The organism is Dactylosporangium sp. NPDC049140, assembly GCF_040648435.1.
The window spans coordinates 150,876-164,713 of record NZ_JBEZDS010000024.1; the positions used below are offsets into that span (position 1 = coordinate 150,876).

A 13,838-nucleotide genomic window follows, 5' to 3' on the forward strand; every position below is an offset into this window, starting at 1 on the left:
TGGGGGTGGTTCTTTGTACGGCGCGGGCTTCAGGCCAGGTGCTCGGTGAAGAACTCGGTGGCGGCCTGGGCGGCGCGGGCTACGTAGGGCTCGTTGTCGTACAGGTCGATGTGCAGGTCGCAGTCCAGCCATTCGATGCGCTTCGGGCCCGTCGCCCCCTCGTAGAGGCGGGCGGCGAGGTCCGGGGAGCAGTACGCGTCGACCCTGCCGTGCACGACCAGCAGCGGGGTCTGGGCCAGCAGCGGTGCGGCGCCCAGGGCGTCGAACGTCATCAGGCTGTGCAGGGAGCCGCGGGTGACCCGGTTCTCCCAGGTGGCGGCGGCGGAGCGGGCGGTGCCGTAGTAGGCCCACGGCTCGTCGCCGCCCATCGCGGCCTCGGTGCCGTCGTCCGCCACGGCCGGGATGTACTCGTCGTAGCGTTCGATGAAGGTCTGCAGCGCCGCCCGGTACCCGTCGGAGAAATCGGGGCTGTTGTAGCCGCCCGCGATACCGGCTACGGCCCTCACCCGCGGGTCCTGGGCCGCCGCGCGCACCGCGTAGCCGCCGCCCAGGCACACGCCGAGCAGGCCGATCCGGGCCGGGTCGACCGCCGGGTGGGCGGCCAGCGCGGACACCGCGGCCCTCAGGTCGGCGAGCTTGCCCTGGGTGTCCTCGTGGCCGCGGCGGCCGCCGCTGGCGCCGAAGCCGCGGTGGTCGAACGCGAGCGTGACGAAGCCGGCCTCGGCCAGGCGCTGCGCGTAGGCGCCCGCTACCTGCTCCTTGACGCCGGTGAACGGGCCGGTGACCGCCAGCGCCGGTCGCCGCTGGGCGCCTTCGGGGCGGCGCAGGTGCCCGGCGAGCTCTATGCCGTCAGTTACAAATGCAATTGCTTCGAGGTGTACCGCCATGCGCCGAACGTTAGGCTTTGCCGGCGGTACCGAACCAGAAGGCACTTCGTGGTGCCCATGCCGGCGGGAGGCCTTGTGGCGCTGGTGATCCCCGACGTTCTCGACGAGACGTGCGCGACGCGGCAGGCCCTCGAGCGGCTCGCCGCCAAGTGGCGGGTGCTCCTGGTTTACGCCCTCGCCGCGGGTCCGCAGCGGCACGCCGAGCTGCGCCGGCGCGTGCCCGGCATCACGCAGAAGGTGCTCACCGAGACCCTGCGCGGCATGGAGGCCGACGGGCTGGTGGAGCGGCGGGTGCTGAAGGAGGCGGCGCCGCAGCACGTGGAGTACGCGCTGAGCCCGCTGGGCAAGACGCTCGAGGGCCCGCTGCAGGCGATCTGCGACTGGGCGGCGATGAATGTTACACCGTCACCAGCGTCCTGACCTGCACACTTTCACGCCCGTCGATCAGTCCGCGCAAAAGTGTCGTACCCCCGGCCTAATCTCCGGGCATGCGCCGCCCCGTCGTCATCGCCGCACTGGCCGCCGTCTCGGTCGCCGCCGCCACACTCGTCGGCGTGCTGCCCGCCGCGGCCGCCGAGCCGTATCTCGACCCGACCCTGCCCGTGTCGCAGCGGGTCGCCGACCTCATGTCGCGCATGAGCCTCGACGAGAAGCTCGGGCAGATGACGCAGGCCGAGCGCGGGTCGGCGTCGGCCGCGGACGTGACGAACTACCGGCTCGGGTCGATCCTGTCCGGGGGCGGCTCGGCGCCGTCGCCGAACAACGCGAGCGCCTGGGCCGACATGACCGACAACTTCCAGCGCGGGGCGCTCGCCACGCCGCTGAAGATCCCGATCCTGTACGGCTCCGACGCCGTGCACGGGCACAACAACGTCGTCGGGGCCACGATGTTCCCGCACAACATCGGCCTCGGCGCCACCCGTGACCCGGCGCTGGCCCAGCAGGTCGGCCGGGTCACCGCCGACGAGGTCAAGGGCACCGGCGTGCACTGGACGTTCTCGCCGTGCCTGTGCGTGGCCCGCAACGACCGCTGGGGCCGCACCTACGAGTCGTTCGGGGAGAAGCCCGAGCTGCCGGTTTCGATGGCGACGATCATCGACGGGTACCAGTCCGGCGGCATCCTGGCCACGGCCAAGCACTACGTCGGCGACGGCGGCACCACCGGCGGCGTCGACCAGGGCGACACCCAGATCTCCGAGACCGAGCTGCGCGCGATCCACCTGCCGCCGTTCCAGGAGGCGGTGCGCCGCCACGTCGCCTCCGTGATGGTGTCGTTCTCGTCGTTCAACGGCCAGAAGCTGCACGGCAACGACTACCTGATCAACGGAGTCCTCAAGGGCGAGCTCGGCTTCGACGGGTTCGTCGTCTCCGACTGGAACGGCATCGACCAGATCGAGGGCGGCGAGGGCTTCACCGCCTCCGAGGTCCGGCGGGCCGTCAACGCGGGCATCGACATGGTGATGGTACCGACGGCGTGGAAGCAGTTCATCGACACGCTCCGCGGCGAGGTCCAGGCCGGGCGGGTGCCGCAGGCCCGCATCGACGACGCGGTGCGCCGCATCCTGACCAAGAAGTTCGAGTTCGGGCTCTTCGAGCACCCGTACGCGGACCGCTCGCTCACCGGCACCGTGGGCAACGCCGCGCACCGGACGGTCGCCCGGCAGGCCGTGCGCGAGTCCCAGGTGCTGCTCAAGAACAGCGGCGTGCTGCCCCTGGCCAAGAGCGGCAAGATCTTCGTGGCCGGCAAGAGCGCCGACAACATCGGCCTGCAGAGCGGCGGCTGGACGGTCAGCTGGCAGGGCGCGGCCGGCAACACGACATCGGGCACCACGATCCTGCAGGGCATCCGCGCGTCGGCGGGGTCGTCGGCGACGGTCACGTACAACTCCTCGGGCTCCGGCATCGACCGCGGCTACGGCGTCGCCGTGGCGGTCGTCGGCGAGACCCCGTACGCGGAGGGCCAGGGCGACCGCCCGAGCTCCCTCGGCCTGGACGCCACCGACCTCGCGACCCTCAACACCCTCAAGGCCTCCGGCGTCCCGGTCGTCGTGGTCCTCGTCTCCGGCCGGCCGCTGGACATCGCCGCGCAGCTGCCCGACTGGAGCGGCCTGGTCGCCGCGTGGCTGCCCGGCACCGAGGGCGGCGGCGTGGCCGACGTGCTGTTCGGCGACTACGCGCCGACCGGGAAGCTGCCGGTGACGTGGATGCAGTCGGCGTCGCAGGAACCGATCAACGACGGCGACGGCAAGACGCCGCTGTTCGCCTACGGCTACGGCCTGACCTACACCACGACGCCCCCGCCGGGCGCGCCGGGCCAGCCGGGCACCCCGGCCGTCTCGGCCGTGACCAGCACCTCGGCCACGCTGACCTGGACCGTCCCGACGACGGGGACGACGGCCGTGTCGTACGGCGTGTACCGCGGCTCGGCGCTGCTGGCCACGGTCGCCTCCACGACGTACCAGCTGACCGGTCTCACCCCGAACACGACCACGTCCTACACCGTCGTCGCGACCGACTCGGCGGGCCGCACCGGCCCGGCCTCGGCGGCGGCCACGGTCACCACCCCGCCGACCACGACGTCGCCCTCACCGTCGACGCCGCCGCCGGCGGCCGGGTGCGCCGTGACGTACTCGGTGAACGACTGGGGCGGCGGCTTCACCGGCACCGTGTCGGTGAAGAACACGGGCACCACGACCGTGAACGGCTGGACGCTGAGCTTCACCTTCCCCGGCAACCAGAAGGTCTCGCAGGGCTGGTCGGCCGCCTGGTCCCAGTCGGGGGCGGTGGTGACCGCGAAGAGCGAGGCGTGGAACGGCACCCTGGCCCCGGGCGCGTCGCAGTCGGCGGGCTTCAACGCCACGTACACCGGCTCCAACCCGCGCCCGACGTCCTTCACCCTGAACGGAGCCGCCTGCACCGTGTCGTAGACCGGCGGCGCTCGCGCCCGGGCTGGCGGGCGACCCGGGCGGCGAACGCGCTGCTCATCCGGATGGCGCGGAATCCAGCGGGCGTCGACTCGGCGTTCGCGCCGCCGGGTGAGCGCGGGCGCCACTCGCTGTCGCAGTTCGAGCGTTGGGTTAGCGATTTTGTAGCCGAGGTGTTGCGGCGGCGAGCGTGCTGCCGCAGTTCGAGCGTTGGGCGAGCGGTTTTGTCGCCGAGGCGTTGCGGCGGGGAAGTTGCTGCCGCCGTTCGAGGGCTGGGCTAGCGACTTCGTCGCCGAGACGGTGCGGCGGCGGGCGGGGCAGCCCGGCGGGGGCGGGCCGCATACCATCGACGGTCTATGAGCCTGGTGCTGTTCGATGGCGTGATTCCCGTGGCGTACCACCTCTTCTGGATCCGCGAGGAGGACGAGCTCAGCACCGCGGACGGTGTCGGCGGGCAGCGCAACGGGCTGTGCGGGGCGGCCGAGCCGGGGATGCTCGTGTTCCTCGCCGGCACGCACTCCGGGCCGGTGCGGTTGCGGGTCGAGCTGCTCGACGGTGCGCCCGGGCCGGCCGGTGACGAGTGGACCGAGGTTGTCGAGGTGTCCTACCGGACGCCCGACGAGGACGTGGTGCTCGCGCTCTGGGAAGGGGACGCGATCGAGCTCGGGCTGCCGGGTGGGGAGTATCGCGTGCGGTACAGCTGCCGGGACTTCGACCGCGAGGAGAGCGAACGCTATCTGGTGCAGTTCTGGGCCGCCCCGGCCGCGGGCGATGCGGTGCTGCGGCAGACCAGCGCCGCGGCCGGGTACTGGCACGGCGTCGCCCGGAAGCGGGCCGCGCCGCCGACCGCCGCCGAGCGGGCCGAGCGGGCGCGGGACGAGGAGGAGCAGCGGCGGCGGCGCGACGCGGAGTTGCGGCGCAAGGATCAGGAGCGGTACTGGGGCGGGGCCGTTCCCGAGGATCCGCGGCTGCTCGCGATCGCGCCGTCCGTGGTCGGGATCGCGCGGCTCGACCGGGCGCTGGTCGACGAGATCGCCGAGATCGCCGCGGCCGCCGCCGACGACGCCGACGGCGGGCGGTTGCGGGCGGTGGCCGGCTGGGCGGCGCGGCGGGCGTGTGTGCTCGCGGGGCTCGACTCGCAGGGGTGGGTCGCCGCGGCGCTGGACGCGCTCGACACGGGGAGTCCGCCGCCGGCCTCGTTCGCGGACTTCGACGCCGCGATCAGCCGGTGGCTGGACGTGCCCCGGGAACGGATCACACACCACGCGACGGTCACGTTCGGGCCGAGTCCGCAGCCGTCGCGCATCGAGCCGGCGGTCAGCGCGATCAGCGCCGTCATCGCGGCCCGCGATCCCGATCCGCTCGACGCGGTGTTCGGCGCCCTGCGCGGGGCCACCGAGGCCGGACCGGATCGGATCGGGGAGACGCTGGAGCAGTTCCGGACCCGGCTACGGGAGACCGGCGAGGCCTGAGCCGGGCCCCGCGGAGGGTGCGCCCGGGCGGGAGGGAACGCCCGGGTCGGCCTCCGCGAGGCGGGGGTGAACATCGGAGCCGGGCCCAGCGAGGCGCGTGTCCGAGTGGGAGGGACCGTCCGAGTCGGCCTCCGCGAGGCCTGCGGCGAGACGCGCGAGCACGTCCGAGTCCGGCCCCGCGCGGTACGCGATGATCACCTGTCCGTCCGTGCCGGCGATGTGCAGCACGTGTCGGTACAACGGAAAGGTTCCGATCGAAGGGTGGCGGAACAGCTTCTGCTCGTCGCGCGTCGGCTGCACGTCGTGGCGCGCCCACAGCTCGCCGAACTCCGGGCTCGCCGCCAGCAGCTCCGTGACGAGCGCGGCCAGCACCGCGTCGCCCGGCGCGGCCCCGACCGCGTCGCGCAGGGCGGACACGGTCGAGCGGGCCACCGCCGGCCAGTCGGCGTAGAAGGCGCGCATCGACGGGTCGCGGAACACGTCGCGGACCAGGTTGCGGCCGGGGCGGTGGGCGGGCACGAGGGCGCGGGCCAGGGCGTTGGCGGCGAGGACGTCGAAGCGGCGGCCGCGCACGTACGCGGGCACGCCCGCCCACGCGTCCAGCAGCTCCGCCACGCCGTCGGCGAGGGTCTCCGGGCCGGTCGCCACCGCCGGCGGGGCGGCCAGGCGGCGCAGGTGGGCCAGGGCGGCGCCGTCGAGGCGCAGGGCGCGGCCGAGCGCGGCCAGGACCTGCTCCGACGGGTGGCGGTCGCGGCCCTGCTCGAGGCGGACCAGGTACTGCTCGCTGATCCCGGCGGCCGCGGCCAGCTCGGGCCGGCGCAGCCCGGGCACGCGCCGCCGGCCGGTCGGCGCGTCGGGGCGGATCAGGCCGCGGCGCGCCTTGAGGTACTCCCCGAGCCGGTTGTCGTCCACGCCCTATGGTGACCCTGGCCGGGTACTGGCTGCCACCGCACCGGCGGAACAAGATCGGGTCATGGCGAAGATCTGGTTCATCACCGGCACGTCCCGGGGCCTCGGCCGCGTCTGGGCGGAGGCGGCCCTCGAGCGCGGCGACCGGGTCGTGGCGGCCGCGCGGGACACCGGGAGCCTCGATGCCCTCGTCGAGCGTTTTGCCGATTCGGTACTCCCGGTGGCCCTCGACGTGCGGGACCGCGCGGCCGCGTTCGCGGCGGTCGCGGCCGGGCACGAGCGGTTCGGGCGGCTGGACGTCGTGGTCAACAACGCGGGGTACGGGCTCTTCGGGGCGGTCGAGGAGCTGTCCGAGGAGCAGGCCCGCGACCAGCTGGAGACCAACCTGCTCGGCCCGCTCTGGGTCACCCAGGCCGCCCTGCCGATCCTGCGCGCCCAGGGCCGCGGGCACGTCCTGCAGGTGTCGAGCATCGGGGGCGTCGCGGCGTTTCCGCTGCTCGGGCTGTACAACGCGAGCAAATGGGGGCTGGAGGGGCTCTCCGAGGCGCTCGCGCAGGAGGCGGCGCCGGCCGGGGTGCGCGTGACGATCGTCGAGCCCGGACCCTACGGTACCGACTGGGGCGGCGACTCGGCGGTGCGGGCCGAGCCGGACCCGGCGTACGAGAAGTTCCGCGCGGCCCGGCGCACGGCGGCGATCGGCCACAAGCCGATCGACCCCCGCGCGACCGCGAAGGCGGTGCTGGAGCTCGTCGACGCCCCGGAGCCGCCGCTGCGGCTGTTCCTGGGCACCTACCCGTACGCGATCGCCGAGCGCGCGTACGCCCAGCGCCTCGAAACCTGGCGGGCCTGGCGCGACCTGGCGGCAACGGCGGACGCTTGACAGGGCCGCGTTGCCAGGGGGCCTGGGCGCGGGTCGCGACGGCGGCGCCGGCCAGCAGGGCCGCCGTGAGGACCAGGGCGGCCCGGCGAGTGATCGTCATGGGCCCGACCCTCGGCCGCGACAGTGACGCAGGTCTATCGAGTACCGAACATCCGAATGACATTCACACTACGCACAGCTCGTTGCCCTCGGGGTCGGCGAGCACGACGTGGTCCGGGCGGCCGTCGAGGTTGGCGACCGCCAGCTCGGTGGCGCCCGCGGCGACCAGGCGGTCGGCCGCGGCCCGCACCCGGGGCCAGCGCTCTTCCCACGGCGTCGCCCGGCCCCCGCCGGCCTGCACGTCGAGGTGGACCCGGTTCTTCGCGGTCTTCGGCTCCGGCACCTTCAGGAACGAGATGCGCGGCCCGGCGCCGGTCGGGTCCTCGATCGCGGCGCCGTCGTCCCACTCCTGCTCGGGCACGGCGAAGTGCCGCAGCCACTGCTCCCAGCTGTCGAACCCGGCGGGCGGGGACGCCGGGACGTAGCCGAGGGCGGTGCACCAGAAGGCGGACAGCGCGGCCGGGGAGGCGCAGTCGAAGGTCAGCGTGAACGGGGTCGTCATACGCCGGAGTGTGCCGGGGTTGATAGGCAAGCCGCGACTTGCATATGCTGGCGGGCGTGACGATGCGAATCAACCTGGCGAGCGTGCTCGTGACCGACCAGGCCGCGGCCCTGCGGTTCTACACCGAGGTCCTCGGCTTCGTGAAGAAGACCGACATCCCGCTCGGCCCGGGCGTGAGCTGGCTGACCGTGGTCTCGGCCGACCAGCCCGACGGCGTCGAGCTGGTCCTGGAGCCGGCCAGCCACCCGGCCGTCGCCCCGTTCCGCGAGGCCCTCAACAACGACGGGATCCCGTGGACGTCCTTCGCCGTCGAGGACGTCCAGCGGGAGTATGACCGTCTGGTCGCCGCAGGTGTCGTGTTCACCCAGCCGCCCACCGACATGGGGCCGGTGACCACTGCGGTGTTCGACGACACCTGCGGCAACCTGATCCAGATCGCCGCCCAGAAATAACGTCAGGACAGCGTGATCGCGTCCAGCTCGGCGAAGCCGGTGCCGCCCGCGAAGAAGGGCGCACCCTTCGCCAGCCGGATGGTGTTGTACCCGGCGGTCAGCGCGACCGTCACATTGACCGACGAGCCGAAGGACCCCCAGGCACCCGTCGCCGGGTAGCTGACCGTCGACCAGCCGCCCCCGTTGTACGCCAGCCCCTGCGTCGCCGTCGCGCCGGTCCCGTTCGCGTAGCGGATGTTCATCGTGTACGACCGGGTCTGCGGGACGTTGACGATGAAGTCCACGAACGCGTCGTTGCGGCTGTTGGCCATGCCGTCGATCTGCCCGACGTAGCCGCCGTTGGAGGCCGACGACGACGAGAACCGGTTGGCGTTGACGACCGCCGCGTTCTCGGCCTCGTACCGCTGCTGCCAGGTCGCGATCCCGGACGTGGGCGTGATGAGCAGCTGGTACGCCGCCCACGCGTCCATGCCGTTCACGGGCACGCTGATCGCGCCCCCGGAGACGGTGTAGGTGGCGGTCGACACCGTCGTCGGCGCGCCCTGGTTGGTGGTACGTCCCGTGGTGCCCGTGCGCGAGAGGGTCACGCGCACCTGGGAGCCGAGCGCGCCGAGGCCGGTGACGCGCACGGTGTTGTTGCCACTGTCGCCGCCGAAGACGACGTTGACGAACTTGCGGTTCGGGTCGTACGCGGCGACGCCCTCCAGCCACGATCCGGGCACCGTCTGCACGACGTTGCCGGCCATGTCGCCGTACCACTTGTAGGCCCAGTACGACGACGTCGGCGCGTTGTTGTAGAGCAGCCCGTTGAGGGTGCCGGCCTCGTACCAGTACGCGCGCTCGGCGTCACGGATGCCGTAGCGCTCGAAGACCGCCATGTAGTGCACGGCCACGCTGGGGATGTCGACCTGGCTCGGCGAGGCGTACTCGTTTATCGAGATCGGCCGCGGGGAGATGCCCAGCGACGACTCGATCGCCCGGTAGTCGGCCACGTGCGCGCCGACGTTGAGGTAGCTGTCGTTGTCCAGCTCGTGCCAGACGACGACGTCGGGCACCGTGTTGGTGTTCTTCGCGTTGGTGAGGAAGTCCACCATCCAGCTGTGGTTGTAGACCGAGTGGCTCGGCCCGACGATCGGGGTCACCGGGTCGAGCGAGCGCACGAGCTGGAAGGTGCGGGTCCAGCCGGCGTTGAACGAGCCCGCCGAGGCGGTGTTCCACGTCCAGTCGGGCTCGTTCCACAGCTCGTAGCCGTCGACGCTCGTCACGCCGGTGGCGTTGACCCGGGCGTTCACCATGGTGCGGACCTTCGCCTCCCAGTCCGCCCAGCTGACCCAGCGGTACGGGAAGTTCGGGTAGATGTCCGGCAGCCGGTAGAACTGCCGGGCGCCGGCGCTCGTCACCTTGCCCGCGACCTGCAGGCCGTCGCAGCACGGCTGGGTGGCGCCGTTGCCGAGCTGCTGGCCGCCGGGCGGGGGCTGGGTGAAGTGGTTCATGCGCAGCGGGTACAACTGCGCCAGCGGCGGCTTGCTGCCGGTGTCGACGCCGTAGAGGCCGCCGGATGCGACCTGCGTGACCGGGCGTACGACGGTGCCGACGTTGACGGTGAGGGTGTTGCCGGCCGCGTGGGCCGTTCCGGCGAAGACGCCGGTCGTGACGAGGGTGGTCAGGATCGCCGTGGCAGCGGCGGTTCGGATGCGCACTGCATCACCTCTGGGGGTGTATTAGGGAAGGAGCGGAATCCAGACCCGCATTGGTCCGGGACCGCGGTTGGCCCACAGGAAATAGGGGATGGCCGGGACGGTGACGGTTGCCTCGTCCCGGACGGTCACGGCGAGGGCGACCGGCGCGAGCGGATGGTCCCGCCGCACCTCGATCGGGGCGTCGCCGTCGAGATGGAGGTCCTCGAAGTAGCGGCCCGGCACGTCGGCGTGCTCGAGGCAGTAGACGACGGGGCCGCGGGCGAGGGCGGCGGTACCGCGCACGGCGTCGACGCGCGGGTGCGGGGTCACGAGCCGGGGCGCCATGGCCAGCACGAGCTCGACCCGGTCGCCGGCCCGCCAGACACGCTCCAGGCGCAGGTGTCCGTCCTCGACGAACGCGGCGGCGGGCGTGCCGTTGACGACCACGCGGGCGTCGGCGCACCACGCCGGGACCCGTAGCGACAGGGTGAACGGGACGCCCGCCGAGGAGCCGACGGTGAGCGTGATCGTCTCGTCCCACGGATAGTCGGTGGCGACGGTGAACGTGTGGCCGCCGGCCGAGAAGGTGCCCGGCGTGTACAGGTGCAGCTGCAGCCCGTTCGCGTCGCCGGTCGCCGCGTAGGTGTGCAGCGACGCCATCAGCCGGGCGAGGTTGGGCGGGCAGCAGGCGCACTTGTACCACGCCAGCCGCTCCCCGGGCGCGTCCTCGTCGGAGCCGTCGTGCCCGGTGCGCAGCTGCAGCGGGTTGGAGTAGAAGAACGCCGTGCCGGACGTTGCGGTGCTGCCGGCGATGCCGTTGTACAGCAGCCGCTCCATCTCGTCGGCGTAGCGGGCCCGGCCGGTGGCCAGCAGCAGCCGCCACGCCCAGTGGAAGCTGCCGATCGCCGCGCACGTCTCGGCGTAGGCGCGGTCCGGCGGCAGCTCGTACGCGTCGCCGAAGGCCTCGTCGCGGTGCCGGGAGCCCTGCCCGCCGGTCAGGTACGTCTTCGACGCCAGCGCCGAGTCCCACAGCCGCTCGGCCGCCCGCAGCAGCTCGCTGTCGCCGGTCTCGACGGCCACGTCGACGGCGCCGGCGAGCAGGTACACCTGACGGACGACATGCCCGGTGACCTCGGTGGCGTCGCGGACCGGGCGGTGGTCCTGGTAGTAGGCGCGCTGGCCGAACCGGCTCTCCGGGCCCAGCAGCCCGTGGCCGCGCAGGTCGACGAGGCGGGCGGCGAGGTCCAGGTACGGCCGGTGCCCGGTGACCCGGAACAGCTCGACGAGCGCCGTCTCGACCTCGGGGTGCCCGTCGACCGCGTCCTCGCCGCCGGCGCCGAAGCGCTCGACGAGCAGGTCGGCGAAGCGCCGGGCGACGCCGAGCAGCTGCTGGACGGCCGGGTCGGCGGGGGCGGTGCGGGCCCCCGCCACGGCCGCCTGCACGAGGTGCCCGGCGGTGTACATCTCGTGGCTGGACGGTAGCTCGCGCCACTGGCGGTCGCGCTCGCCGGCCTGGAAGTACGACACGAGGTAGCCGTCCGGGTCCTGGACCTTCTCCAGCAGCTCCGCGGCGTCGGCCACGAACCCGGCGAACCCGCCGTCCCACAGCGCGGCCTCGAGCGTCTTGTGCACGTCGGTGTCGGCGAACCACCAGCCCACGAAGGGCCCGTGGAAGTCGCCGGTGACCCGGTGCAGGTTGTCCAGGTTGCCGCGCTCGTGCAGCCGCTCGATGCAGTGCGGCAGCGTCGCGGCGCGGTTACGCTCCTGCCAGCCGCCGAGCAGGCCGCCGCGGTCGAGGCGGATGGCGCCGGCGGGCAGGGGACGCAGCGCGCTGATCGCGCGGTCGGTGGGCACGGCGGGGCCGAAAGGGTTGTGCATGGGGTTTCCTCAGTCCTTGACGGCGCCGGCGGTCACACCGGCGGCCACGTACCGCTGGGCCACGATGAGCAGCAGCGTCGCGGGGATGGACGCGACCACGGCGGTGGCCATGATGGCGTTCCACTGCTGGTTGTTGTTGCCGATGTAGTGGTAGATGCCGAGGGTGATCGGCTGCTGGGTGCCGCCGCCGTCGAGGGTGCTGGCGAACACGAAGTCCGACCACGCCCACAGGAAGGCGAACAGGCTCACGGTGACCACGGCGTTGCGGCTCACCGGCAGGACCACCGACCAGAACGTGCGCAGCGTGCCCGCCCCGTCGACCCGGGCCGCCTGCAGCAGCTCGGCGGGGATGCCGGACATGAACGCGGTGAAGATCAGCACGCCGAACGGCACCGCGATTGTCGAGTCGGCCAGGATCAGCCCGCCCGTGCTGTTGAGCACGCCGAGACGCAGGTAGATGGCGTAGAAGCCCATCGCCATGATGATGCCGGGGATCATCTGGGCCACGAGCAGCACGAAGCTGAGCACGCCGCCGCCGCGCGGGCGCAGCTTGGCCAGGCTGTAGCCCGCGGGCGCGGCCAGCGCGACCGTGAGCGCCACGGTGCCGAGGCCGACCAGCAGGCTGTTGATCAGGTACGGCAGCTGCTGGTCCAGCACCGCGCGGTACCCCTCGAGGGTGCCGTGCAGCGGGAACAGGTGCGGCGGATCGTCGCGCATGTCGGTGTCCCGGGTCAGGGACACGTTGAGCATCCAGTAGACGGGGAACAGCATGACGGCGGTGAGCAGTACACCGATGACGGTCTTGAGTTTCATCGCTGCGTCCTGATGTAGACGAGGCCGAAGACCATCGCGACGATGATGAGCAGGTTGCCGACCGCCGCGCCCGGGCCGAACGACGGCAGCAGGTTGCCGAAGCCGAGCCGGTAGGACCAGGTCGCCAGGGTGGTGGACGCGTCGGCCGGGCCACCCTTGGTCATGATCCAGATGATGTCGAAGACCTTGAGCGTGTAGATGAGCCCGAGCAGCAGCGTGATCGCCGAGACCGGCCGCAGCAGCGGGAACGTGATGCGCCAGAACGTGCTCCACGGCCTGGCCCCGTCCAGGGCCGCGGCCTCGTAGATCTCGCCCGGGATGGCCTGCAGGCCGCTGTAGACCACGACCAGGTTGAACGGGATGCCGATCCAGATGTTGGCCAGCGTCACCGAGGCCAGCGACCAGGCCGGCGACGTGAGCCAGTTGACCGGGTCGACGCCCACCAGGCGCAGCGCCGCGTTGACGATGCCGGAGTCGCTGTTGAGCATCCACGACCACGTCGACGCCGAGACGATCAGCGGCAGCAGCCACGGTACGAGGAACAGCGCCCGCAGCGTCGCCGAGAGCGGGAAGTGCTGGTGGAAGAAGAGCGCCAGGGCCATACCGATGGTGAACTGGAACAGCAGCGAGACCAGGGTGAACACGGCCGTGTGCCAGACCGCCGGCCAGAACGTGGGGTCGGACAGGACGGTGTCGTAGTTGTCCAGGCCGATGAACGGCGCGTTGCCCTGCACGAACGAGCGGACGGTGTACTTGTGCAGGCTCAGGTCGAGGTTGCGGTACAGCGGATAGGCGTAGAAGGCGAGCAGGTAGACCGCGACGGGCGTCAGAAACGCCCACGCGGCCCACCGCCCGTCGCGCGTTCGTTGCATCTACTTGGTGGCCGCGGCGGCGCTGGTCTGGGCTGCGGCGAAGGCGTCCTGCGGCGACTTGCCGCCGGACAGGGCGGACTGGAAGCCCTTCCACATGGGTTCGGAGATCTTCGGGTACTTCGTGCCGAGGTTGTCGCTCGTGCGGCCCTTGGCCGCCTTGACCGCCTCGACCCACACCTTCAGCTCAGCGTTCGCTGCGACCTGCTTGGTCTGCACGGCGTCGGTGGCGGCGATGTAGGACAGCGTCGTGTCGGTGGTGAAGGCGTTGTCGGCGTTGCTGAGGCACGCGATGAGCTTCTGCGTGGTCGCGTACTTGCCGGTGTTCTTCTGCACCGGTGCGGTGACGAACTCGCCGCCGGTCGGGGCGGGCGCGGTGCCGCCGGCCTTCGACGGGATCGGGATGATCCCGTACTCGAAGCCCGCCTTCTTCGCGTTGCCCAGCTGCCACGTGCCGTTCTCCGCGAACGCGAA

Annotated in this window: 13 protein-coding genes; 5 read left to right on the plus strand and 8 right to left on the minus strand. The window is 72.3% G+C overall.

Translation table 11 applies throughout. The features are described from left to right. Window positions 1–29: 29 nt before the first annotated feature. Entirely contained in the window at window positions 30–887 is an 858-nt protein-coding gene (locus tag AB0B76_RS32765; RefSeq protein WP_360382659.1) for an alpha/beta hydrolase, read from the minus strand. A 75-nt stretch (window positions 888–962) separates the two neighbouring features. On the opposite strand from AB0B76_RS32765, the gene AB0B76_RS32770 reads away from it, so the two are divergent. The 3 genes from AB0B76_RS32770 (at window position 963) to AB0B76_RS32780 (ending at window position 5,283) form a co-directional block, all read left to right on the plus strand. Then, entirely contained in the window at window positions 963–1,307 is a 345-nt protein-coding gene (locus AB0B76_RS32770; RefSeq protein WP_360382661.1) for a helix-turn-helix domain-containing protein, read from the plus strand. Window positions 1,308–1,375: 68 nt separating this feature from the next. Further along, entirely contained in the window at window positions 1,376–3,814 is a 2,439-nt protein-coding gene (locus AB0B76_RS32775; RefSeq protein WP_360382663.1) for a glycoside hydrolase family 3 N-terminal domain-containing protein, read from the plus strand. A gap of 353 nt (window positions 3,815–4,167) precedes the next feature. Next, window positions 4,168–5,283 carry a hypothetical protein gene (locus AB0B76_RS32780; RefSeq protein WP_360382665.1) on the plus strand — a complete coding sequence of 372 codons (1,116 nt, stop codon included), beginning with the start codon at window positions 4,168–4,170 and terminating at the stop codon, window positions 5,281–5,283. Here the strand turns inward: AB0B76_RS32780 and AB0B76_RS32785 are convergent. Beyond that, on the minus strand, window positions 5,260–6,195 hold the full coding sequence (locus AB0B76_RS32785; protein WP_360382667.1) for a helix-turn-helix transcriptional regulator: 936 nt from the start codon (window positions 6,193–6,195) through the stop codon (window positions 5,260–5,262). The genes AB0B76_RS32780 and AB0B76_RS32785 overlap by 24 nt on opposite strands. Window positions 6,196–6,256: 61 nt before the next feature. On the opposite strand from AB0B76_RS32785, the gene AB0B76_RS32790 reads away from it, so the two are divergent. Further along, window positions 6,257–7,072, plus strand: a complete 816-nt coding sequence (locus AB0B76_RS32790) for an SDR family NAD(P)-dependent oxidoreductase (RefSeq protein ID WP_360382669.1) — start codon at window positions 6,257–6,259, stop codon at window positions 7,070–7,072. Between the two features lie 163 nt (window positions 7,073–7,235). On the opposite strand, the gene AB0B76_RS32795 is transcribed toward AB0B76_RS32790, so the two are convergent. After that, entirely contained in the window at window positions 7,236–7,673 is a 438-nt protein-coding gene (locus tag AB0B76_RS32795) for a VOC family protein (RefSeq protein WP_360382671.1), read from the minus strand. A gap of 62 nt (window positions 7,674–7,735) precedes the next feature. On the opposite strand from AB0B76_RS32795, the gene AB0B76_RS32800 reads away from it, so the two are divergent. Beyond that, complete coding sequence (locus AB0B76_RS32800; RefSeq protein WP_360382687.1) at window positions 7,736–8,125, plus strand: VOC family protein; 390 nt, start codon at window positions 7,736–7,738, stop codon at window positions 8,123–8,125. A gap of 2 nt (window positions 8,126–8,127) precedes the next feature. Here the strand turns inward: AB0B76_RS32800 and AB0B76_RS32805 are convergent, their stop codons facing one another. The 5 genes from AB0B76_RS32805 to AB0B76_RS32825 all read right to left on the minus strand — a co-directional run. Further along, complete coding sequence (locus tag AB0B76_RS32805) at window positions 8,128–9,825, minus strand: CBM35 domain-containing protein (RefSeq protein WP_360382672.1); 1,698 nt, start codon at window positions 9,823–9,825, stop codon at window positions 8,128–8,130. A gap of 21 nt (window positions 9,826–9,846) precedes the next feature. After that, window positions 9,847–11,682, minus strand: a complete 1,836-nt coding sequence (locus AB0B76_RS32810) for a beta-L-arabinofuranosidase domain-containing protein (RefSeq protein ID WP_360382674.1) — start codon at window positions 11,680–11,682, stop codon at window positions 9,847–9,849. Between the two features lie 9 nt (window positions 11,683–11,691). Further along, window positions 11,692–12,495: a carbohydrate ABC transporter permease gene (locus AB0B76_RS32815; RefSeq protein ID WP_360382675.1), complete on the minus strand. Its 804-nt coding sequence runs from the start codon at window positions 12,493–12,495 to the stop codon at window positions 11,692–11,694. Beyond that, window positions 12,492–13,367: a sugar ABC transporter permease gene (locus tag AB0B76_RS32820; RefSeq protein ID WP_360382677.1), complete on the minus strand. Its 876-nt coding sequence runs from the start codon at window positions 13,365–13,367 to the stop codon at window positions 12,492–12,494. The genes AB0B76_RS32815 and AB0B76_RS32820 overlap by 4 nt, the downstream gene beginning before the upstream one ends. Continuing rightward, the coding region (locus tag AB0B76_RS32825) for an extracellular solute-binding protein (RefSeq protein ID WP_360382679.1) at window positions 13,368–13,838 on the minus strand (471 nt) is incomplete at its 5' end.

Coding starts and splice junctions, on each gene's coding strand:
- AB0B76_RS32765 (WP_360382659.1), bottom strand. CDS start 887: ATGGCGGTACACCTCGAAGCAATTGCATTTGTAACTGACGGCATAGAG.
- AB0B76_RS32775 (WP_360382663.1), top strand. CDS start 1,376: ATGCGCCGCCCCGTCGTCATCGCCGCACTGGCCGCCGTCTCGGTCGCC.
- AB0B76_RS32780 (WP_360382665.1), top strand. CDS start 4,168: ATGAGCCTGGTGCTGTTCGATGGCGTGATTCCCGTGGCGTACCACCTC.
- AB0B76_RS32790 (WP_360382669.1), top strand. CDS start 6,257: ATGGCGAAGATCTGGTTCATCACCGGCACGTCCCGGGGCCTCGGCCGC.
- AB0B76_RS32795 (WP_360382671.1), bottom strand. CDS start 7,673: ATGACGACCCCGTTCACGCTGACCTTCGACTGCGCCTCCCCGGCCGCG.
- AB0B76_RS32800 (WP_360382687.1), top strand. CDS start 7,736: ATGCGAATCAACCTGGCGAGCGTGCTCGTGACCGACCAGGCCGCGGCC.
- AB0B76_RS32810 (WP_360382674.1), bottom strand. CDS start 11,682: ATGCACAACCCTTTCGGCCCCGCCGTGCCCACCGACCGCGCGATCAGC.
- AB0B76_RS32815 (WP_360382675.1), bottom strand. CDS start 12,495: ATGAAACTCAAGACCGTCATCGGTGTACTGCTCACCGCCGTCATGCTG.
- AB0B76_RS32820 (WP_360382677.1), bottom strand. CDS start 13,367: ATGCAACGAACGCGCGACGGGCGGTGGGCCGCGTGGGCGTTTCTGACG.